The organism is Verrucomicrobiia bacterium, assembly GCA_035629335.1.
In the GTDB taxonomy this organism is placed as follows: domain Bacteria; phylum Patescibacteriota; class Saccharimonadia; order Saccharimonadales; family Saccharimonadaceae; genus DASUUR01.
The window spans coordinates 218,329-238,772 of the sequence record DASPIB010000001.1 but is presented as its reverse complement, the minus strand read 5'-3'; the positions used below and the strand labels follow the sequence as shown (position 1 = coordinate 238,772).

The 20,444-nt window shown below is 48.3% G+C and carries 20 protein-coding genes; 9 read left to right on the top strand and 11 right to left on the bottom strand.

Features of this window, described 5'->3' with window-relative positions:
* Positions 1 to 253 precede the first annotated feature (253 nt).
* Both VD907_01330 and VD907_01325 read left to right on the top strand, forming a co-directional pair.
* Entirely contained in the window at positions 254 to 2,137 is a 1,884-nt protein-coding gene (locus VD907_01330) for a hypothetical protein (GenBank protein ID HYG83499.1), read from the top strand.
* A gap of 81 nt (positions 2,138 to 2,218) precedes the next feature.
* Entirely contained in the window at positions 2,219 to 2,434 is a 216-nt protein-coding gene (locus VD907_01325; GenBank protein HYG83498.1) for a hypothetical protein, read from the top strand.
* A gap of 172 nt (positions 2,435 to 2,606) precedes the next feature.
* On the opposite strand, the gene VD907_01320 is transcribed toward VD907_01325, so the two are convergent.
* Positions 2,607 to 4,772, bottom strand: a complete 2,166-nt coding sequence (locus tag VD907_01320; protein ID HYG83497.1) for an ATP-binding protein — start codon at positions 4,770 to 4,772, stop codon at positions 2,607 to 2,609.
* A 65-nt stretch (positions 4,773 to 4,837) separates the two neighbouring features.
* Entirely contained in the window at positions 4,838 to 5,962 is a 1,125-nt protein-coding gene (locus tag VD907_01315; GenBank protein ID HYG83496.1) for a class I SAM-dependent methyltransferase family protein, read from the bottom strand.
* 329 nt (positions 5,963 to 6,291) lie between these two features.
* Between VD907_01315 and VD907_01310 the strand changes: the two genes are divergently transcribed.
* The gene (locus tag VD907_01310; GenBank protein ID HYG83495.1) at positions 6,292 to 6,672 is read left to right on the top strand and encodes a response regulator; all 381 of its coding nucleotides are present in this window, start codon (positions 6,292 to 6,294) and stop codon (positions 6,670 to 6,672) included.
* Here the strand turns inward: VD907_01310 and VD907_01305 are convergent.
* The 4 genes from VD907_01305 to VD907_01290 form a co-directional block, all read right to left on the bottom strand.
* Positions 6,665 to 7,474 carry a bifunctional 5,10-methylenetetrahydrofolate dehydrogenase/5,10-methenyltetrahydrofolate cyclohydrolase gene (locus tag VD907_01305; protein ID HYG83494.1) on the bottom strand — a complete coding sequence of 270 codons (810 nt, stop codon included), beginning with the start codon at positions 7,472 to 7,474 and terminating at the stop codon, positions 6,665 to 6,667. The two genes, VD907_01310 and VD907_01305, sit on opposite strands and share 8 nt — an antisense overlap.
* Before the next feature lie 102 nt (positions 7,475 to 7,576).
* Entirely contained in the window at positions 7,577 to 8,212 is a 636-nt protein-coding gene (locus VD907_01300) for an FAD-dependent oxidoreductase (GenBank protein ID HYG83493.1), read from the bottom strand.
* Positions 8,193 to 9,032 (bottom strand): histidine phosphatase family protein, encoded by an 840-nt coding sequence (locus VD907_01295; protein HYG83492.1) that lies wholly within the window; start codon positions 9,030 to 9,032, stop codon positions 8,193 to 8,195. The genes VD907_01300 and VD907_01295 overlap by 20 nt, the downstream gene beginning before the upstream one ends.
* A 19-nt stretch (positions 9,033 to 9,051) precedes the next feature.
* The gene (locus VD907_01290; GenBank protein HYG83491.1) at positions 9,052 to 9,879 is read right to left on the bottom strand and encodes a helix-turn-helix domain-containing protein; all 828 of its coding nucleotides are present in this window, start codon (positions 9,877 to 9,879) and stop codon (positions 9,052 to 9,054) included.
* Positions 9,880 to 10,038: 159 nt separating this feature from the next.
* On the opposite strand from VD907_01290, the gene VD907_01285 reads away from it, so the two are divergent.
* The 4 genes from VD907_01285 to VD907_01270 all read left to right on the top strand — a co-directional run bounded on the left by VD907_01285 (position 10,039) and on the right by VD907_01270 (position 13,304).
* Positions 10,039 to 10,971 carry a hypothetical protein gene (locus VD907_01285; protein ID HYG83490.1) on the top strand — a complete coding sequence of 311 codons (933 nt, stop codon included), beginning with the start codon at positions 10,039 to 10,041 and terminating at the stop codon, positions 10,969 to 10,971.
* 123 nt (positions 10,972 to 11,094) lie between these two features.
* A complete protein-coding gene (locus tag VD907_01280; GenBank protein ID HYG83489.1) occupies positions 11,095 to 11,604 on the top strand; it encodes a DUF5684 domain-containing protein in 510 nt (169 codons plus the stop codon).
* Between the two features lie 109 nt (positions 11,605 to 11,713).
* Positions 11,714 to 11,992, top strand: coding sequence for a hypothetical protein (locus VD907_01275; protein HYG83488.1), 279 nt, complete (start codon positions 11,714 to 11,716; stop codon positions 11,990 to 11,992).
* Positions 11,993 to 12,128: 136 nt separating this feature from the next.
* On the top strand, positions 12,129 to 13,304 hold the full coding sequence (locus VD907_01270; protein HYG83487.1) for a nucleoside 2-deoxyribosyltransferase domain-containing protein: 1,176 nt from the start codon (positions 12,129 to 12,131) through the stop codon (positions 13,302 to 13,304).
* Between the two features lie 103 nt (positions 13,305 to 13,407).
* On the opposite strand, the gene VD907_01265 is transcribed toward VD907_01270, so the two are convergent.
* A complete protein-coding gene (locus tag VD907_01265) occupies positions 13,408 to 13,791 on the bottom strand; it encodes a hypothetical protein (protein ID HYG83486.1) in 384 nt (127 codons plus the stop codon).
* Positions 13,792 to 13,928: 137 nt separating this feature from the next.
* On the opposite strand from VD907_01265, the gene VD907_01260 reads away from it, so the two are divergent.
* Positions 13,929 to 14,168, top strand: a complete 240-nt coding sequence (locus tag VD907_01260; GenBank protein ID HYG83485.1) for a hypothetical protein — start codon at positions 13,929 to 13,931, stop codon at positions 14,166 to 14,168.
* A gap of 43 nt (positions 14,169 to 14,211) precedes the next feature.
* Here VD907_01260 and VD907_01255 read toward each other — a convergent pair whose 3' ends face one another.
* From VD907_01255 to VD907_01240, 4 genes are all read right to left on the bottom strand, one after another.
* On the bottom strand, positions 14,212 to 14,664 hold the full coding sequence (locus tag VD907_01255) for an NUDIX hydrolase (GenBank protein HYG83484.1): 453 nt from the start codon (positions 14,662 to 14,664) through the stop codon (positions 14,212 to 14,214).
* A 17-nt stretch (positions 14,665 to 14,681) separates the two neighbouring features.
* Positions 14,682 to 17,117: a DNA ligase D gene (ligD, locus tag VD907_01250; protein HYG83483.1), complete on the bottom strand. Its 2,436-nt coding sequence runs from the start codon at positions 17,115 to 17,117 to the stop codon at positions 14,682 to 14,684.
* 7 nt (positions 17,118 to 17,124) lie between these two features.
* Positions 17,125 to 17,886, bottom strand: a complete 762-nt coding sequence (locus tag VD907_01245) for a Ku protein (GenBank protein ID HYG83482.1) — start codon at positions 17,884 to 17,886, stop codon at positions 17,125 to 17,127.
* 96 nt (positions 17,887 to 17,982) lie between these two features.
* Complete coding sequence (locus VD907_01240) at positions 17,983 to 19,005, bottom strand: hypothetical protein (GenBank protein HYG83481.1); 1,023 nt, start codon at positions 19,003 to 19,005, stop codon at positions 17,983 to 17,985.
* Between the two features lie 536 nt (positions 19,006 to 19,541).
* On the opposite strand from VD907_01240, the gene VD907_01235 reads away from it, so the two are divergent.
* Positions 19,542 to 20,420, top strand: coding sequence for an HD domain-containing protein (locus tag VD907_01235; protein ID HYG83480.1), 879 nt, complete (start codon positions 19,542 to 19,544; stop codon positions 20,418 to 20,420).
* The last annotated feature ends 24 nt before the right edge of the window (positions 20,421 to 20,444 follow it).

Below are 20,444 nucleotides of genomic sequence, written 5' to 3'. Positions count from 1 at the left end.
CGGACGAATAGCCGACGCTACTGAACATACCGGAGGATGCTCGCACTGTCAATGAAGTAAAACGAAGAAGTCCCCAGCCCGACCGAAGTCGAACTGGGGACTGATGCACACCGAAGGCTCAGGGGCGCGTGGCGCGCTGGAGCTCGATGAATTCTTAAACTTAAGTTGTCAATTATACTTGCATTTTTGTATTCTTTGTGATATAATCTGGACAGAATTGCTTAAGAAGACGAGCAACGAGAGGAGTCAATAAATGAGGAAACTATTCTCAGTATTTCGGAACATTCCGAAACGAGTAGCCGCTGTGTCGCTAATTGCTGTTGCAGCAATTGTGCCCGCCGCTATTTTTGCCTGGGGCCCAATCGATCGTGCAACTTTCACCGTCGAGAAGCCCGCGCACTATATTACCTTTAACTCAATCACCAACAACCCAACCTACGGTGACGAGCGCAACTTTGTGACTATTAAAGATGCCTCAAACACAGGCTTGGGTGGCTGGGAAGATGAAATTACCGTGCAACCCGGTAAAGAATACCTGGTGCGCATGTACGTTCATAACAACGCTGCCGAGAATTTGAAGCTGGTAGCTGAAAATACCCGTGTGATGGCCAATGTGCCAACCAACACTGGTAAGCAAATCCAAATCGACGGCTTCGTTACCGCCAATAACGCTGAGCCTAAAAAAATTTGGGACCAAGCTATTTTAAGAAGCGCAAGCGACTTTAACCTAGCTTACGTCGCTGGTTCTGCCAAGTTCTACAACAATGTATTTGGCCAAACTGGTGCTAACCTAAGCGATGGCATTGTTACCAGCGCCGGAGCCTTGGTTGGCTACGACAAGCTCGATGGTAAAGTACCTGGTTGTTTTGAATACAGCGGTTACGTTACCTTTAAAGTTAAGGTGCAAGGCAGCCAAACGCCAAGCTTTGAAATGCAGAAAACTGTTCAGAAGCTGGGTGACTACCAAAAATGGGCCAAAGACATCACTGCTCAGCCTGGCGATAAAGTTGAATACCGCATTAAATACAAGAACACTGGCGAAGTACAGCAGGATAACGTAGTCGTGAAGGATATGCTTCCAAACGGCATTACCTACGTACCTGGCACTACTAAGCTTTACACTACCTCGTTCCCTAACGGCAAACAACTGACTGATGATGTTACCAAGGGTGGGGTAAATATCGGTAGCTACTCGCTTAATAGCACAGCTTACGTTATCTTTACCGCTCAAGTTGGCAATAACGCCCAACTGCCTGAATGTGGCCCTAATAAGCTCACCAACAAGGCGACCGTTGAAACCGATCACGGCAGCAAAGACGACAATGCCAATGTTACCGTGCCAAAAGAATGCCAGCCTGAAGAAGGCAAAATCACTTGTGACCTCCTGACCGTTGATAAAATTAGTCGCACCCAGTTCCGCTTTACGACTAAGTACACTACTACGAACGCAACCTTCAAGCAAGTTACCTATGTCGTAACCAAAGACGGCCAAGAAGTTGACCGCTTTACCAGCACCAAAGAAAGCGACGTCTACACTATTAGCGACAAGGGTAACTACAAAGTCAAAGCATTGGTTACCGGTGTAGTAAATGGCAAAGAACAAACTGTTACTGATGCGAAGTGTGAAAAGCCGTTCTCAGTTGATGAAGAACCAGTAAAACCTGTTTACATCTGTGAGAAGCTAACCGCGATCCGCAAAGACGGCACCCGCGATGAATACAGCTTTAACCTAACCGTAAAGACTGGCGGCAACGTCACTGTGCGCGACATTGTGATCGACTTTGGCGACAATCAAAGCGCAACTCGCACCCTTGAAACCTTGCCGGTATCACACAAGTACGGCCAACCTGGCAGCTATGTTGCTACCGCTAAAGTAAACTTCATGGTAGACGGTAAGCTGGTAAAAGATGTAACTGGTAATGGCTGTAAAGTAGAAATAACTGTTGAGCAACCTCCTGTTGTTCCACCACAAAATCCACATAACCCACAACCACAAAAGCCTGGTGTTCCAACCGAGCTACCTGCAACTGGTCCGGAAATGGTAATTGGTGGTATTATCGGCAGTAGCGCCCTTGGCCTCGGAGTACATAGCTACTTCGCAAGCCGCCGCGCCCTGCGCGATGCACTGCACCGCTAAAAGAGTCTGACCGCTCCGGATACTAACCTTATAAAAAGCACCCCTGTAACAAAGGGGTGCTTTTTGGTACAATAATTACATATGACGAAGACAAAGAAGAAACGAGATAAGCCATATACCGGCCCCGATGCTGCCAGCACTAACCCGACGATCCGTCGCTACGAAGCCGTCGAGCGCAGTAAGATCGGTCAGTGGTGGCACGACAAAAAGCGAGTGGTAAAACCAGTTGGCATTGGCGTCGGAGTGTTGGTGGTGCTGATTTGGATTATTGTTGAAGGTATCCGGATTATTTTTTAACTCCTAGACTGCGACCGAAATATGTGGTCACCACAGAAACGCCCACAGGTGGCTAGACTTATCGCCTCTTTTTAAAAGTATTGTAGTAAGATAATTTCTAGCTTACTTATACCGATGATAAGATGAGGCGAATAACAGCGACTACGCACTTTTTATTTTGAGCTACCTGGCCCTATTTCTTCTTGAGAGGCAGTCTAAAGCCAAAAGTGCTCCCCTTCCCTTCCTCGGATTCAAAGATGATACTACCGCCATGAGCGACAATAATTTTCTGGGCCATGAATAAACCAATACCCGTCCCATCTGGCCGCTGTCGCCTGGCGTTTGACGCCCGATAAAACTTGGTAAACAATCGCGGTTTTTCTTTGGCCGGCACCCCAATGCCAGTATCTTTTATACGTAACACAACATTTTTATCGTCTTTTAAGAGCTCGATTTTAATCGAATCGCCGGCATGTGAATAAAAAATGGCGTTATCGATGAGGTTCATAATTACCTGCTGAATTTTATTATGATCAAGCTGCAAAGTAGGAATGGCGCTTGGCGCTTCATACTCAAGCGTTAACTGCCGCGAATCGGCCGTACTGCGAAGCTGTTCTACTTCATCTTTCACCAGCTCTGCCAGATTCACCTCTGATTTTTCGAGGATAAACTTGCCGGTCCGGATACGTGAAACGTTTAAGAAATCGCCAATTAATCGGACCATGCGTTCAGAGCTGGTAAAGGCTTCTTTGAGTAGTTTTTCTTGGGTTGGGTTAAGCTTGCCGGCATCGCCTTCAATCACCATGCTCAAATAGCCTTTGATGCTGGTCAGTGGTGTCCGCAATTGATGCGAGGCCATGCTGACAAATTCGTCCTTTGCGGCATCGAGCTGTTTCAACTTTTGGTTGGTATGGCGTAATTTTTCGGTGGCAATATCGACTTTGGCTTGCAGGGTTTCGTTAAATTTATTGATTTCTGCGAAGCGCAGGCTGTTTTGAATCGCTAAGGCCAGCTCGCTAGCAGCGGTCCGTATCACCTGGATATCTTTGGCATTATAAAAGTTGCCAGATAGTTTTTCGCCGTAATACATAAAGCCAATTAGCTCACGCGAGGTTTCGAGCCGTGCCACCAGAGTAATACCATTCGCTTCAAGCAGTTCGCGTAGTCCACCGTCACCCAGTTCGAGCCGATGCGTCATGATAATTTTAGTTTCTTGTTTTTTGAGTAACCTAAGCAACACAGTTTCATCGGTTACCTCGGGAGCTTTGCCAATTTTATAATAACGCGGCTCGGAATTTTGTACATACACCGACACAAACGACGCCTTAATTGCCGAAGCAATAAATTCGGCCGCTTTGGTTGAAACCCGCTTCAGGTTAATCTCGTAAGTTGTAATGTCACTGAGCGTGTTGAGCACGTCCTGTAGGTCATAATCGTAGCGGTAGAAAATTTTATCAGTTAAGCGGTCGAAAAAACTTTTGAGCGGATGGAAGGTAAAGGCGAGAATAATTGCCAGAGTAATATAGATGATGTTTTGCAGCATATTGAGCTGCTCGCCGCTAAATAATAGAAACGTAACGCCAAACACAGCCGCACCGTACATCACCCCAACTGATATCAAAGACAGCACATAGGCAATTGATTGCGCTAGCGCCCGCCGCACATCAAACAGACCATGGCGAATTATGGCATAGAACACCAAAATTACTAATATTAAAGTAAAGGGCGGCCCTGCCCAGATAAGCTTATAATTTCCAAATAACGGCAATAATAAATTAAACAATACGCCAAACAAACCAGCTGACAGCAAGCCAGCTAATATAAAGCCGAGCTGGGCAGCGATAATTTTCTTTTGGAGGAGCTTCGCCCGCAGATATTTTTTGGCGATAATAAACACCGCTGACACAATACAAGTCATAAAGTAGATTGTATAAGTAGCGTACGGAATAGCAGCCAGCACTACTTCATTACCGCCTGGTTGCAGTACTACTTGGTCAATAAAAAGATTATCGGGGAGCAGCAACAGGACGATTCCAAACAAGGGAATTGCCAAACCAGCCAAAAGCGGCCGATGCGGCTTATGCCCATCAGCATTTGGAAGCGTCAGTGCCAACCCCAGTAGACAGTAGCCGATAATTGCCGCGCTGATGTAATAAATCTTTGCCGAAACAGTGGCCATTTCTGCATCATGTGCACCCAAAAATAATGCAATACCGGCCGACCAGCAGAATACGGCTGTGGCCAGGCCGAAGAAATAACTATGATAGAGGCTTTTGCGACCACTAGCAATCACTACCCCGCCCAAAATCAGGTTCACCAGGCTAACGGTAATAAGTGTCACTACGAATAATGTCTGCATTGAAAGCGTAAATCCTTACGCTTATTATACAGACATTATCCGAAAAAACGGTCAGGAAACGATGATTATACTTCTTGTTCAACCGCCCGCGCGCCAAGTTCAGTCGTTACACGACTGGCGCGTGGCTGTGGTTTTTCAATTGAGACGACTGCGTAAACGCCATCTTCGGGGATATAAGTGGTCACGTTCTCAATCGGAATGCCGGCTTGCTGCACCAGGTCAGAAAGATCTTCGAGCGCCCGTGGGTAAATTTTTGGCCAACCAACAGCACGACGGTTAAACTCGAGCTGCGGGCGATCTTCAAGCATATTGCCGATGACTAAACTGCCACCCGGTGCGACAAGACGGTGCATTTTTTGGAGCATGCTCACCGCCACATCATCGCGGAAATATTCAAAAATCCCTAGACCATCGACCATCTGGGCAGTTTGTTCGCCAAGCTCATCTATAAGCGTATCGCGCACTAACATATCTTTTATGATATTCGACCGGCGAGTAGTGAAATCCCTTCCCGCTTCTAGCCCCTGCTCTTCAGCCAGTGTTTTCGCGAAGGCAAGTGCTTGTGGGTCAAGATCGATAAGCTCAAGTTTTGGCGCTTTTTCTGGCTGCTCGGCCTTGATACGTTCGATTGCCGAGAGCACCGGCACCGCCGCACCGCAAGCAATACTGACCCATTTCATATCGTTAGTTTCTTGTTTTTTGGCAATTTCAAGCGCGATATCGGTCATGATCGCCGCCCGAGACCGAATACCGATCGCGTCGATACTATGTTTAAAAAGCTCACGAGCGCGGTCGTCTATGTGGGCACCGTTTGGCATAACTGCCGATTCGGGCCGCTGCAGCGGGTGAAGCGCAAGTGCCGTCGGCATTAGCGATCCCCATTGGCGCTGACTTTCGGTGCTGTAATGCCACATGGATGCCTTGTTAGCGGGGTCAACAATCGGCATTTTGGTTTCAGGGTCTTGTCTTGGCGCCTGCCACTCTGGATGGCGCTGCAGCTCTACGTCCCAATATTCAAGCGTAGCTTGTATTTCTGCCCGCAACTCAGGATTCTCGGCTTCAAAACCATCGCTAACCTGCACTCGTTCGATACGCATGCCTTTTACTATTTCTGCTTCTGGCGCCGGTTCAACTTCAATGCGCCGAAAGGCCTCGTAATTTGGTTGGTCTGTTAAAAGATTTGGTGACATCCATCGCTCCTTTTAGTTAATCTTGTAGCATTTCAAATCGTAGAGAACAAAAAAACGACCTTTCGGCCGTTCAGACAATCAAAATGCTGTCGGTGTCTCCACCGGACAGTGCAAGTTTTGTTACAAGGCGGTTGCAAAATCGCAGCCGTAGTTGTGATTGTTGTTCCATACTTTTAGTTTACTCTCACCCCACTTAGTTGTGGGATATGTATAATAACACATGTTGGAAATAATTTCAATAGCCTCATGGAAGGTTATCGAAAAAATGGGTTTCTTATACCATAACCATCTTGGCGAAACTAGCAGTAAAAGAGTATAATAAGGTGACTATGCAAGCCCCTACCAAAATTGCCATCATCGAAGACGATCCAGTTATTAGCCAAATGTATCTTATGAAGTTTGAAGCCGATGGCTTTGAAGTACAGCGAGCCGAGAACGGCAAACTTGGGGTAGCACTGGTTGAACAAATGAAACCAGATCTTATACTCCTCGACTTACACATGCCGGTAATGGACGGTGCCGAAGCACTCGAAGAAATCAGGAAACACAGCTGGGGCAAGAAGGTCCCAGTTATCGTCTTGACTAACCTTGGCGCCGAAGAAGCGCCGAAGCGGCTGCATTCATTAGGAATCCACAGCTATATTGTGAAAGCCGAGCTCACACCTCGCCAAGTGGTGCAGCACGTAAAAGAGGCCTTAAAGCTTACTTAATAGCGCTCATCCGAGCCGCACGAATAACGTTATCGAATAAGGCCGTCACCGTTAGCGGCCCCACCCCGCCTTTTTCTGGCGTGATAGTTAGATCGCTCCGCTCGCGAAGATCGGGGCTGACATCACCCTTAATCTTTCCATCCTCCGAGGCAGTGCCGGCATCAACCACCACTGCGCCAATCTGGACCATATCAGAGGTAATCAGCCCCGGAACACCTGCGGCTGAAACAATAATATCGGCTGTAAATAAAACCGAGCGTATATCGGCCGTTTCTTTGGTTACCACTGTGACGTCGCAGCCTGAATTGCGCCACATACGCGCCAGTGGCGCTCCCACCAACCTCCCGGCGCCAACGATAACAATTTTTTTGTGTTTAATTTCAATATTGTAACCGGCCAGCAGCCAGTTGATTGCCATTGGCGTTGCCGGGTCGAGCACAGCGCCTTTGCCGAGAGCATCGACGTCTTTTTCAGGTTCCACGGCATTCACAATCTCGTCGGTTTGAGTAGGATCTTTGAGGGGTAGCTGCACTATGATACCGTGCACCGTGGGGTCGCTATTTAAGGTATCGATCGTTGAGAGCGCTGCCTCTTGCGGGATAGTGTGTACATCCACCGCCACCCCAATATCATCGCCGTACTGCTGCTTCAGTCGCACATATGTCGCCACAACCGGCATGGGGTTAGTCACTATTATTGCTAGGCGCGGCGACACCTGCCACTGCTGCTGCAAGTTGCGCACCTGCTTAGCCTGACGCTCTTTAATGTAACCAGAAAGTTCTGAACCGTTTAGTAATTTCATTCGTAGGTAATTGTAACAGAAAATAGGAGTACTCACCACCGCTGAGTGGCACTAGTTGCTAGCTATTTAAATCCTTGAAACTGCAAGATCACCCGTAATTTACTAAATGTTCTCGTGCAGGATTCGATCGGGAGCAACACCGCCTTCAGATAGATGCCGCTTTGTCGTTGCGATCATTTGTTTTGGACCGGCTATATAATACAGAGTCAGGGGGTCGGCAATTGATGCAAGGACCCCGGTGTCAAGCCGGACTTCGCGATACATAATAGTGAGCGCGGGCATTTTTGACTGCCAAAGTGCGATCTCCTCTTTAAACAAAAAGTTATCTCGTGCAGCATGAATCAAATGAATAGGGTACGGCAATTGTACCGTCGCCGCATGCGACAATAAGCTGCGGAAAGGTGTTATGCCTACGCCACCAGCAATTAAGATATACTGTTGTTCTTCGCGCCAAACAAGCTTACCTTCTATTGAGAAGCCGTTCACTACCGCTCCGGGCTGTAATTTCCAGAGAGCTTGCTTAAATCTACTACTACTATGACGCGTGGTGATACGGATAACCTTCTCGTGCGGAGCCGAGGCAATACTAAAACGCCGCTCATGAAGGTCGTAGCCCACTGGTAATTCCAAGCGGATTGATTGCCCCGCTTGCCAAGCCACCGGCTGTTCGGGGCGAAAAATGAACGATCTAACACTTGGTGTTTCTTGGATGATTCGTTCAAGCCGAAGTAGTATCATTGGTATTCAGTCTGGCGATTGCCTGAGCGTACGCCAGGAGCTCATCGTTGCTGTATTTATGACGACGAAATTCGCGCCACTCACCAGGATGATCGACGCCAGTCATCCAGGGGCAAACACTCCGCACCCAGCGAATATGCGGTGAGACTTCACCGGTTTCTGGATGCACGCGACTATAATGCAGCACCTGGCAATTATGTATCTTACGGCTTGGATCGGCTTTCCAGTTATTCCATTCCTCTGGCGTTGGTTGTTCGAGCGCTAAAAGATTTGCCACCAAAAATACACCATGCGATACCACAATGGCAGTTTTGTTGGGTACTTCGCGGTGCAGCATGGCGTACAGTTCACGGACCCGGGTTTCTGCAACTTCCATAATCGATTCCCCACCCGGCGGCTTCCAGAATAGCGGATCTTTGGCTCGCTTTTCGGCATTTTGCGGGTATTGCCGTTGAAACTGGGCGGTGGTGAGGCCTTCAATATCACCAAAATCGCGTTCGCGCACCAAATATTCCAGCCGCCAGCCATCGCGCAGCGGCAGCTGTAAGTGCCCAGCGGTTTCAATTGAACGCGCATATGGCGAACAATACGTGCGCTCAAAAGTTAGCAATTTGTTGGCAGTCAAAATATGCTTTTTAATCCACTGCCCTGTTACTTGAGCTTGGCGGGCTCCTTCTTCGGTGAGCCGGAATTGATGATCAGGTCGATTGATAAACTCGGCCGTGTATAAACTGTCGTCACCCGCCAGAGCGGCATTCCGAATGGTATTTGCTTCTGACTCACCGTGGCGAACAAGGACAAAATGATATGGCATCGACATATATGCATCATACCAGAAACTACTGTTTTTTGGGGCCAACTAAATCATCAACCGGCTGGGCTTGTTGCCAAAGCAGGTGAAAAAATTGCTTTTGAGCATCTGCTATGTCCTGATTATAAATTTCAATACCAAAAATTTCGCCGCCTCTCCAGTTGTAGTACGAAACCACGTTATCGTAAATGACCGTAGAATAGGTGATCTTAAATAGAGAATCGGGGACATATCGCGCCTGCCAGTTTGCGAGCCGTTCGTTTTGCTGCGAACTATACCACTCGCGCTGGGTGTTTATAAAATTATCGCCAATTATGCCACGAAATACTTGGTTTTTTTCGTTACACCGCCGTACCCATCGTTCAAAAAACTTTCTTTGAGTACGACTTTGCATATTTTCAAATAAAATTGAGTAGTTTGCGGTGCCTTCTTTCGAGCGTGTCTGGTTCCACATCATTTGTTTGACGCCATCGCTCCCCTGGTAGAATTGAACGCGTGCAACCGGCGACGAATGTGAAGCCGAGCGAATAATTGTGTCGATTTTAGCGAAATCTTCTTGGAGCTCAGTAAGCTCTTGCTCTTTTTTACTGATTAAGATTTGGAGATTTGCAATATCCGCCGCCTTAAAGATGTTTCGTTTATAATGGCTTTCAATTTCTATCACCGCCGATCGCTGTATGTCATCCATTAAGCGGTAAATCCGGGTTCGTTCAATACCCGAATAGCGGGCGAGTTCTGAAATTGTTTGCGGACCGTGCGTGTAGAGTGCAAAATAAATATCAGCTATCTCTGGCAGAAGGTCGAGTTTTTTGAAATAGTGCCGAATTAATTCGCGCAAGGGCTGTGGTTTTTCCATATCGAACCTCTCTGGTACGGTTAATAAAACGCGAATTGTGCAGATTTTGCACAACATGTTTTTATGATACGACTCTTAGAGTATTCTTACAAGTGCACAGCGATGTGCAACCGATACTCACACCGAGCATGCTTTTGGCTCATAAGGTAAGGAGCAGAGATGAATCTGGGTTTGTGGGCACCGTTCATTGACGTGACGGGCGTGAAGAGCTGGTATGGCGGCTTCCCGGAAAAGGTGGAAAATGCCCTACGAACGTACACGTTTACGTCGAAAGATTTCGATCCGATTCCGGTAGCTGAATACAACAAACTGCTCAAGGCCGCAGAGGCTTTCGCCGATAAGTCAGTCGCGCGTCTGAAGCTACCGGATCACAACCCCGAACACTTTGAAGACGTGCGTCGTAATGTACTACAGGCTTTCGACAAGCACTACGGCGCTAAGGCAAAGGGAGAGTACCTGGCGGTTCGGCAGATGCTTGAGATCGCCGCCTACTGCCACGACTGCTACCACTGCGGTTCGACCTTGCGAGCAGACGCTGAGCCTGGCAAGCTGCACAAGCCCGAGCTGGGTACGAACGTCTCTACTGAATGGGTGAGCGCCCTTGAGGTAACCGAGTTCGGCCTGGAGCACGGCTTGCCCTGGCCCAAGATCGCCTTCATGGTAGCCGTGATTCTGGCGACTACCTTTGGCGGCAAGGACGCGCAGCAGCGCCGCATTAGTAATGTACCCATCGTGGAGCCGGCGCACCCCATTAGTTGCATGATTCGTGCGGCAGATGTCGCCCTGAAGAGCGACTTTATGAAGTTCATCGTTAAGGGCATCAATGTCAACGTCCGCGAGACGCCATCGAGCGGAAAAGTGGAAAGCTACGATGTGTTCGTTACTAAGCAACTCGGGTTTATTGACCACTACGTGATGCCGACGTTCAAGTCGCTCAATCAGGTAGCGGGAACGAGCCTAACGACAGCACTTGGCTGGGATAAGGTCGCCATGGCCCACAAGAAGAACCTGCAGCGGATGATTGACAACGAGGACCCCGGCTTGATCAGAAAGGTCAAGCAGGAGCTGGCTAAGGTCGGCGTGACGCAGTAACAGCGGCAAAAAAGGCCGTTCGTGCCAAAAACACGAGCGGCCTTCTTAATAAAATTACAACAAACCATTTACGTGGCGTTTGTAAAAGATTATACTTTAGCTAATAGTTAACAAAGGAGCGATATGTTCGAGCTCGTCGCACAATCATATTACACAACAACCGACCTCGATAGCATGCAGTATCAACCGATTCCGCCCGAAATGCTATGGCCAGTTATCATCATCAGTTTAATTACTGTCATCGCCTCGATTGTAGGCCTATGGAAGATTTTCGAAAAAGCCGGACAAAAAGGCTGGAAGGCTATCATTCCTATTTATAACCTGGTGACTTTGTTTCAGATCATTGGCCGCTCACCATGGCTGATTCTTATTTACCTGCTTACTCCAATTCCACTGATTGGAGCGGTTGCAGCGCTTATCCTGACGATTATTACCACTCATGATCTATCACGCTCGTTCGGAAAAGGCGTTGGTATGACTATTCTGAATGTACTCTTCCCGTTCATTGGCTATCCTATCCTCGGATTTGGTGATGCAGTGTATCGTGGGCCAGCAGCTAAAGAAGATGCAGGTACCCCCCCAGCCACTCCGGCACAGCCTACCAACACACCCCCCGCTACGCCAACTGCTTAGGTAATAAACAAATACAAAAAAGAGATTGCGTGCAGCGATCTCTTTTTGTATAAAATCAAAAGAATGTTATAGTAGACTTGTCATTAACCGCTCAACTGTAGGGGCAGCCATGGGACTGTTGAATCTCTCTCCACCGAAGAACATTCGTTTCGTTGATAAGAATGGGAATGTTTTTGCCATTCCAGATAGTTGCTGGCATTTTATTGGGTATAGCTCAACCGATACATCTGATCCTATGCAGAGGTGGCTTGTGATGAAGCCCCGGACCATTTATAGCACCGAAGGTATCGTTATCGCAGACCTTCCGGGGCCAAATTGCGAACTGGTTTTGCACGGCTGGCCCAGGGGAATTCGCGCCCGGACCTACAACGAAGCACGTGGTTACTAACACACCCTGGTGCTGGCTTAAATGCCAGCACCATTTAAATTAGAAGCGGACCTGGAACATTTGACAACTCTTTCCGACTCCCGCATAATCAACCGCGAGTCAGGAGGTTCCTGGCTTTTTTACTAGAGGAGTGGCAGTGGCTCAGATTGTGTACGCCGGCGAACCATTTCCGAGTGAAGTCAACGCAACCGTCTACCTGGCAGGCCCGCTGCCCCGCAGTCATCTTGCACACCAAGAGCCGGCAAACTGGCACGGTGAGATGATGCAGGCACTGCGAACTGCAGGCTTTACGGGTGTAGTGCTTACGCCGCAGCGTCGAAATGGCGAGATGCCGCCAAATTATGACGATCAAAAGGCCTGGGAACTGGCGGCAATGGCCCGAGCTGATGTAATTGTGTTTTGGATTGTGCGGACCGAACACGTTCTAGCCGCCACCACTAACACAGAGCTAGGTTTGTTTGTTGCTCAAGGGCCGCAGCGTATTGTTGTTGGCATCCCTGATGACCCAGCCATTAGTCTGGCGACGGGCTACCAACGATCGCTAGTGCAAGATTACGGGCTGCGAGTGGCAGGAAGCCACAGCCAGGCTGCCCACACAGTGATGGAGGTCATTGGCGGGGGTGCTTGGCGCGAGCAAACTGCAACGCTCATTCCGCTATGCCTGTGGCGCACGAATTTTAGGAACTATTTCGAGCATCAGGCCAAAGCCGGAATCGTGCTTCAAGCACTAGAGGTTGTCGGTGCCCCCACCAATGAACACCAGCGGTGGGCAGTGCGGGGCAGCTGGCACATCACCGCCGAAGACCGGTATGTGGATCGGTTGTGGACCAGTGGCGCACTCGATACGGTAAGTGTTGTGCCGCTTCACCGCGCCGGGCGCGAAACAAGCACGCTCCTCCTTCGGCAACGATCGGCCCAAGCCCGCAACCAGTCTGGTACAGAGCTACGGCCAATTACCGCAGAATGGGAGCCGGGAAGGTCAGCTGTAGAAGTAGCCGTGAAGGCGCTTCTCGATCAGGCAAACATTACGGTGTCTGCCCGACGCCTGCAGCCGCTCGGCGGACCGCGTCAACTAGTAGATACCAGGGAAGTAAGTTGCGCCCAAGTGTTTGCGCTTAATCTTTCCGAAGAAGAACTGCGGACCATTACCGAAAGTGGGCACCACCACCTGGTAGCCACGGCGGCCGGCTGGTACGAAGCCGAGCTTGAAGTAGTGTCGCTGCTGAGCATCGATAAGCTACTGGCTCGCCCAGATCTTTCGCTTGCCACCTACGGAAAGCTTTTGCTGGCAGAGCGATTGCTGTTCGGGTAAGTGTCGGCGTAAGACTGCTACTTCGAGAAGCGCTTAATTTAATATGTCCACACGTTTACACCAGTGTTGCTTAGTGTAAACGTGTGGACTTTAAATCAACCGGTTAAGATACACGGCTGGATAGTGGATGATGGGGATTTTTGATTACCAACCTGTCGCCCTCCAACTTAATACCTGACTGCTGCGTGATACTCTTCACTATGCCGACATGCTTTCCCCCGCCTTCAATCGCGCCGGTAAAGCCAAGGCAGAGTTGTTCGCCAGGCTTAATAATCCGCCGACCTCCAGGTTTCCCCTTGTGTTCCTCGCACCTATTAACGATGTGCTGATGAGTCCCCTTCTCAAGTTCTGGGTGATTCGAGACAACATATACCACGCTCCGTTGACTTGAAACACCCGAGGCAATTATAAATCTATACCGCTCACCTCCAACATCAGTTTCCACAAGAAAGAAACCAGTTTCACGCGCGGTATCAAGTTGATTCATGCTCACCTTCCCCAGTTGAGGTAGTAGTAATATACTATATATCACATAGAAAAGCAATCTCCCTCCCGGTGGTTTTCTCTGACAATCATCTGCGGTAGAATAGTAGAGGAATTCGTCACCACCTTCGAGGAGTAGACATGGAACGTCGGCTGTCGTTAACCAGTGACGAGTTTATGGATTTGAATTTTGACGATCTGCGACTACGACTTGAGGGGAGAGAAGTCCTGATTGTAAGGTTTTCTGCAAGACCAAATCATCTACAGGAGAGAAAGCTCAATGCTGAAGAGGCATTCGTGGCCTTCAAGCGCGAGATGCCCCGCTATACCATTGAAGCATTTATTGCTCGCGTGATTCCCTCTCGACACGAAGAGGTGTAAAATTGGTCGTGCGGTGGTACTGCTTACTACCGCACGACCCTTACTATTCCTGACTATTTTTAAGATCTAACACCTTTTTCACGAATTCTTTTGGATACTTTACGCGCAGTAATTCTGCAGCCTCATCCAGACTGCACCACTGCGAATCGTCGTATTCATCGTTTATTTCATAACCCACATGGGCCGGTACATCACAACTATGCACCGCCATAATCAGGCCGGCATCAACGTCATCATACCGGAAGTAAACATTAGGAAATACCATCATAAACGAGCCGATATTAAATAATTCAATAATTTTAGTTTTTGTTTTAACCTCGCGCCGGAGAGCCACAACCATGTTTTCATTTTCCTCAACCTTGCCGCCGGGCATATCCCAGTAACCGCCAGGGTGGCTGGTTTTTTCTTGCGGTACGTGGAGTAATAATACCTGACCGTAAGTATCACGGATAAAAGCTTTGACGCCAAGTTCAAATGAGTCGCGGGGAGTAGTCATGTAGCCATGATAACAAATTATGACTCAATATTTTTAAGAATTTTTTCAAGATTAATGCCTTTGCCGATAACCGGCTTCCAGATATCGCCAATTTTCTCGAGACGAGGAAGGATTGTCCGAATAGTAAACAATTCTGGCGTCAGTTCGGCAGTAACTTCATCCCAATGGAGTGGTGTTGATACCGAGGCCACATCGGTTGGGCGCACCGCATACGGTGCAGCGAGGGTTTGCCCTTGACGGTTTTGCAAGAAATCAAGGTAAATTTTGTTAGGGCGCTTTTCGGGCATGCGTAGCACGCTTGTTAGCTTCGGTTGGCGTTTATTGACCTCCAGTGCGATAAGATGGGCAAAGTTCTTCACCTGTTCATAGGTGTATTTTGCGCCCATTGGGATAAAAATATGAATACCAGTTTTTCCAGAAGTTTTGGGGTAGGCCGGTATCTTCCATTCATCACACACCTGTTTAACGGTCTGGGCAACAGTAATCACATCTTGAAAAGTGACGCCTTCCGGATCAAGATCAATCACCGCCCAATCCGGGTTATCGAGCTGGCCAACCCGCGAATTCCAGGGGTTAATTTCAATGCTCCCAAGCTGCACGGCATAGAGCAGCGCATCAAGTCCGGTGCCGACCATCCAGTGCAAGTCTTTCTTGTTGGATTCCGAGTAAATATCGACTGATGGCAGCCATTCAGGGAGATGCTCGATGTTCTTTTGGAAGAAAGCTTCACCTTTTATGCCATCAGGTTGCCGTAGCAGCGATAGTGGCCGATCTTTGATATACGGCAGAATAAATGATGCAATCTGGCTGTAATAGTCAATTAAATCGCCTTTAGTATAGCCAGTTTTAGGGAAGAAAACCTTATCGGGATGGGTAATGTGCAGCTCGGGATTGAGTTTGGTGGATGATGTTTTTTTCATAGCGTTTTGCTTCTCCTTAACTAATTCACGGCGAATTGTCTGTGGTTTTTTATCTTCGCGCAGGCCAACAAATCGCGGGTGGCGCATATAGCCATCCTCGGTCCATTCGGTGAAAGCCATTTCACAGACCATTTCCGGCTTCACCCAGTGGACGGGCGCGTTGGGCTTTGGTTCATGCAAAAAGGGCGATGTTTTACGCTCTAGTTTTAAGAGTCGCTGTTGTAGTTCGCGGCGTTGTTCATCAGGAATACCGCCCCCCGAATGACCAACATAGACAAAATCACCATCTTTATACACGCCCACAATCAGCGAACCGAGATATTTTCTACCGCCGCGCGGTTCGGTGAAACCGCCAATCACTACCTCTTGGCGAAGTTGGGTTTTGATTTTGAGCCACTGCGGTCCGCGAGTTTTTTCTTGATAAGCGCTGCTGGCTTTTTTGGCGACGACACCCTCCATGCTGCTGGCTTTGACTTGTTCGAACAGTGCTATTCCTTTGCCGATAATGTGATCGCTGTAATGAATTACTGAATGAGCGGAAATGATGCGTTTTAGTAGATTTTTGCGCTCGATAAGCGGCATCGTTCGAATATCGCGCCCGTTATACCACAAAATATCAAACACATAATAATGAATGTCGCCGATTCGATCGCGGTGCCAACTCTGGAGCCACTCAAAGTGCGCCTGGCCTTTATCGTCGACTACCACAATCTCACCATCAAAAATAACATCGTCGGACAATTGCTGAAGCGCCTCGGCCACTGGCGAGTATTTTTCGAGAAAGTTTTGCCCAGTGCGAGAATATAATTGCACCTGGTTTTTGTGCTTACTGGCAATTGCCCGGTAGCCATCCCATTTAATCTCGAAGAGCCATTCATCGCCATCAAACGGCTCGTCTACCAAAGTGCAGAGCATCGGCTGAACTTGCCAGGGAGATTTTACTGCTGGGTAGCCTTGTAAATCGGGCGCTGTGTGATCGTCTAGTGCTTTACCTGTTCTGACCGAAACATCTTTTAGCAGAATATCTTCGGTAGTTACGAATTCATCATCTTTTTTCACTAGCAGCCAGGCGTTTTCTTCGTCGGCGTGCATTCTAATAAGAGCAAATTCACCGTGTAATTTCTCGCCGTGTAATATAAAGGTGATATGCCCTTGCTTTAATTCTTTCCGGAGCAGCTTTTCAGAGTCGCTGGTTGGCTTTCGTGGCTCATAGGTACCTTCGTCCCAAATAATCACTTCGCCGGCACCATAATTGCCTTTAGGGATTGTGCCTTCGAAGTTGCGATACTCGAAAGGGTGATCTTCTACCATCATAGCTAACCTACGTTCGTGCGGATCAAGCGATGGGCCCTTTGGGACAGCCCAGCTTTTTAACACACCATCAAGTTCCAGCCGAAAATCATAGTGCAACCTTGACGCATGATGTTTTTGGATCACAAAGCGCAATTGTTTAGAATGAGACGCTTTTAGTCTTCCGCGCGGCTCGGGAGTGTCACGAAAGTTTCTTTTTCGAAAATACTTCCCTAGCCCCATAGCTTTATTACTGCTTTAAACTTGCTTTCAAAGCCGATAAAAGGTCGTGGGCGACGGTTTCTTTTGGTTTAGTATCGTGTTTTGGTGGTTTTTTGCCTTTTATTTTGGCTTCAATGATTTCTTCGAGCTCTTCGGTGTAAGTATCGTGATAATCTTCAGGAATAAAGCGCTTAGTTTCCTGGCGCACAAGCTTTAAGGCAACATCAAGTTCTTTTTCACTAATTTTTGTTTGTGGGAATTTTAAATCTGTAGCTTCGCGAATATCGCTCGGAAAACGCATCTGATCAAGCACTAGGGCTTTTCCAACGGGTTTAATAACACCGAGGTGCTGCCGTTCGTGGGCAACATATTTTACAAGAGCTAATTTTTCAGACTCTTCCAGGGCACCGCGTAGTAAGGCGTAAGCTTTCTCGCCACCCTTCACTGGCTCGAGATAATATGGCTTCTCGAAATAGCGGATATCGATTTCACCTTCCTGCACAAATTGCTGGATATCGATAGTTTGCGTTTTTTCAGGGCTGACGCTTTCGAGATCTTTTTTGGTGAGAACGACGTAGCCGCCTTCACGGTACTCGTAACCTTTGACAATATCGTCCCACGCCACCTCCTCGCCATCTTTGCGGCAAACACGCGCAAAACGAATTGGCGAGTGGTCGTCCTTATGAAGCATGTCTAAGTCGATACCCTTACGGGTTTCTGAGCCACTAAACATCCGGACTGGGATGTTTACTAAGCCAAAGCTGATAGAGCCATTCCAGATTGGTCGCATGCATTCATAATAGCAGATGAAGCCTAGTACAAACAATCAAGCTAATGCTTTTATGGCGCATGGTGGCATGTATAATAGCCACCATGCCGATTCCTGCTATCTCGCCTGCCAGCTCGCGGCTGTAATGGTTCCGTGAGTCACAGGTAGCGACTTACCGGTAGCTATATCGATTGTATAGAGGTACGCTGTTTTTGTACGTTCGTCTTCCAGCAAAAGCAGTAACTGTCGCTCATCTGGCGACCACTGCGCGTTTTTGATAATTTGTGTCGGCGATTTTGTAATAGGCAGGTACGAGATATCCCCATTTGGTGCGCTAATACTGATCGCTTCATCGTGCTGGTCTTCATAAAAAACGATGCGATTACTGTTTGGTGCCCACGACGCGCCGTAACTGTCGCCATCAGAAATTACTGTTCGGTGCGTGCCGTCGAGCCAGATAGTGTACACCTCGTTTGCGCTATCTCGAAACAAAAGTTTATGACCGCTTGGCGACCATGCGACAAATGCCTCGCTCTCACTATCGGAAGTAGTAACTAAAGCCCGCTTAAAGTTACTGCTAAGATTGGCAATTACTAACTGCCGTGTTTCGTTTTTGGTCTCGGCATACACCAAACGGCTATTTTCAGGTGACCATGAAGGACTGCTCAAAACTGCTCCTTTAAGCCAGCCGGTTCGATTTTGTAGATTGCCCCCATTAGCATTAACCGTAAAAACTGCTCCATATCGTACCGATCCTTGTTCTTTATGGTGAACAAATGCCAATTGCCGACCATCTGTCGACCAGGCGGGTTCGCTAATTTCACCTCCGGTGCTATCGGCCACGAGCAGATTGTAAGCGCCGTCATGTCGCACACTATAAAGTGAACCCGCCTTCAGATAAGCCAATCGTTTGCCATTTGGCGACCATAGCGGTGAATGTGCACCATCACCCACCAAAAGCTGCTGCGCTTTACCGGTAGGCAGTACACGCCAAATGCCAGTTTTTCCCTGTGAAATTTTTGTAAAGGCGATCTTTCCATTGTCACCTGCATAAGTTGCCGATGCTTGTGGAGCAGCTACCACACCAAGTAGTAACCCTAAAACCGTAAACACACTAAATAACCGAGAAGGTATGCCCATAAGACTCCTCTTTTTACATAACAAAATGATTGATAGTAAGCTCTGTTAACAAAAACTTGTGGGCATTGTAGCACGCCTTCCCCACCTGCAAGGCTTTTTTAGACTTTAAAATTATGTGGTATTATTTACAAAGGCCTAGTTGCTCTATTCCAAGGAGGCTTCAATGGGTTGCAAATTTGTTACACGCGCTCGTCGTGCTACCGATACGGAGTGGTCGTATCAAGTGACTTGTTGTGTTTCGGACACGCGGAATGGCGACAAATGGCCCGTGGAAGCTATCCTGGTCTGTGGCAGACGTCCACAGACAGAATCTACGACCATTCAGGCCGCTAATCTTGAAGAGGCCAAGAAAGAAGCTCTTGAATGGATACGTAGGCTTCTCGCTAGTCAAAGTTACCTTGCCTGCCCAATCCAAAAAGTAACACTAGAGCATGCGGGCAGAATCACGTGGCAAGACTACTGATCGTGGTTGCCTGATCTCCTCTTTTGGAGGTTAGGCATTTTTCACTTTTATAACTTTATAGTATAGTGCTTCTATGCTGACTATCGATCCGGTTACTTCGCAGCTTGTTGCTTCGACGCTACAAAAACTCCGGCAAGTGGCCCCCTCGCTCGTTCGGGGAGCACTAGATATGAGCAATCAGGAGAACCGGGAGTTTGCTAAAACCCCGGACGACCCGGCACAGCATAACCTGTTTTGGCACCAATACGGTATCCTCACACACTCATGGCTGTTTCAGCAGCATTTGCAAACGACGGTGGTAGATTTCTTGCGACAGTGGCGACTGGAAGATGCTGTCACTGCCGCTCTCAGCGAGTCGATCGATGGACGTTCAAAATGGCAACTGCTACAGATCGCCGCCGTGCTGCACGATGTCGGCAAGTTCACGGCTCGCACTTTCAAGGAACGTCCGAGCAGTACTATGGCCTGGCACTTCGGTAAGCACGAGGTGCACTCGGGCAAGCTTATTCGCCAAGGGGTAGTAAAGCAATTCCTTAAGAAAGCCAGTTTTACCGCAGCCCAAATTGAATACATCGCCAGCTGCGCAGAACGGCACTTCAAGCTTGGCGAAATGCGAAATGAAATCAAGAATCATCCAGGTGGTTACTCGATGGCCTTTGCTCGATCGCCGCGACTTGGCCGAGTGATTACTGGTATTCTAAACAGCCCTAGCGATGGACCGTTTGCGCTCGAGATTTTCCTCTGCTTCCTGGCTGATAATCTTAGCAAGGTTCATGGCGATCTCTGCGCCACTGCCAACACCGATGCTGGCATTCAACAGGAGCAGCCGCGTATCAAAAAGGAACTAAAGAATCGCAACCTGCCCCCACAGCTGATCGATGGCGCCCTGCAGATGCCGGTGAACATCGAAGTGAGCCGGCGCGCGCTTGAAATGCGGGCTCCTTCCCACTGACCACTCGCCCATTCCAGAATTAAC

What these genes read in the sequence shown, in the direction of transcription:
- VD907_01330 (HYG83499.1), top strand. Translation starts at nt 254, where the DNA reads ATGAGGAAACTATTCTCAGTATTTCGGAACATTCCGAAACGAGTAGCC.
- VD907_01325 (HYG83498.1), top strand. Translation starts at nt 2,219, where the DNA reads ATGACGAAGACAAAGAAGAAACGAGATAAGCCATATACCGGCCCCGAT.
- VD907_01320 (HYG83497.1), bottom strand. Translation starts at nt 4,772, where the DNA reads ATGCAGACATTATTCGTAGTGACACTTATTACCGTTAGCCTGGTGAAC.
- VD907_01315 (HYG83496.1), bottom strand. Translation starts at nt 5,962, where the DNA reads ATGTCACCAAATCTTTTAACAGACCAACCAAATTACGAGGCCTTTCGG.
- VD907_01310 (HYG83495.1), top strand. Translation starts at nt 6,292, where the DNA reads ATGCAAGCCCCTACCAAAATTGCCATCATCGAAGACGATCCAGTTATT.
- VD907_01305 (HYG83494.1), bottom strand. Translation starts at nt 7,474, where the DNA reads ATGAAATTACTAAACGGTTCAGAACTTTCTGGTTACATTAAAGAGCGT.
- VD907_01300 (HYG83493.1), bottom strand. Translation starts at nt 8,212, where the DNA reads ATGATACTACTTCGGCTTGAACGAATCATCCAAGAAACACCAAGTGTT.
- VD907_01295 (HYG83492.1), bottom strand. Translation starts at nt 9,032, where the DNA reads ATGTCGATGCCATATCATTTTGTCCTTGTTCGCCACGGTGAGTCAGAA.
- VD907_01290 (HYG83491.1), bottom strand. Translation starts at nt 9,879, where the DNA reads ATGGAAAAACCACAGCCCTTGCGCGAATTAATTCGGCACTATTTCAAA.
- VD907_01285 (HYG83490.1), top strand. Translation starts at nt 10,039, where the DNA reads ATGAATCTGGGTTTGTGGGCACCGTTCATTGACGTGACGGGCGTGAAG.
- VD907_01280 (HYG83489.1), top strand. Translation starts at nt 11,095, where the DNA reads ATGTTCGAGCTCGTCGCACAATCATATTACACAACAACCGACCTCGAT.
- VD907_01275 (HYG83488.1), top strand. Translation starts at nt 11,714, where the DNA reads ATGGGACTGTTGAATCTCTCTCCACCGAAGAACATTCGTTTCGTTGAT.
- VD907_01265 (HYG83486.1), bottom strand. Translation starts at nt 13,791, where the DNA reads ATGAATCAACTTGATACCGCGCGTGAAACTGGTTTCTTTCTTGTGGAA.
- VD907_01260 (HYG83485.1), top strand. Translation starts at nt 13,929, where the DNA reads ATGGAACGTCGGCTGTCGTTAACCAGTGACGAGTTTATGGATTTGAAT.
- VD907_01255 (HYG83484.1), bottom strand. Translation starts at nt 14,664, where the DNA reads ATGACTACTCCCCGCGACTCATTTGAACTTGGCGTCAAAGCTTTTATC.
- ligD (HYG83483.1), bottom strand. Translation starts at nt 17,117, where the DNA reads ATGGGGCTAGGGAAGTATTTTCGAAAAAGAAACTTTCGTGACACTCCC.
- VD907_01245 (HYG83482.1), bottom strand. Translation starts at nt 17,886, where the DNA reads ATGCGACCAATCTGGAATGGCTCTATCAGCTTTGGCTTAGTAAACATC.
- VD907_01240 (HYG83481.1), bottom strand. Translation starts at nt 19,005, where the DNA reads ATGGGCATACCTTCTCGGTTATTTAGTGTGTTTACGGTTTTAGGGTTA.
- VD907_01235 (HYG83480.1), top strand. Translation starts at nt 19,542, where the DNA reads ATGCTGACTATCGATCCGGTTACTTCGCAGCTTGTTGCTTCGACGCTA.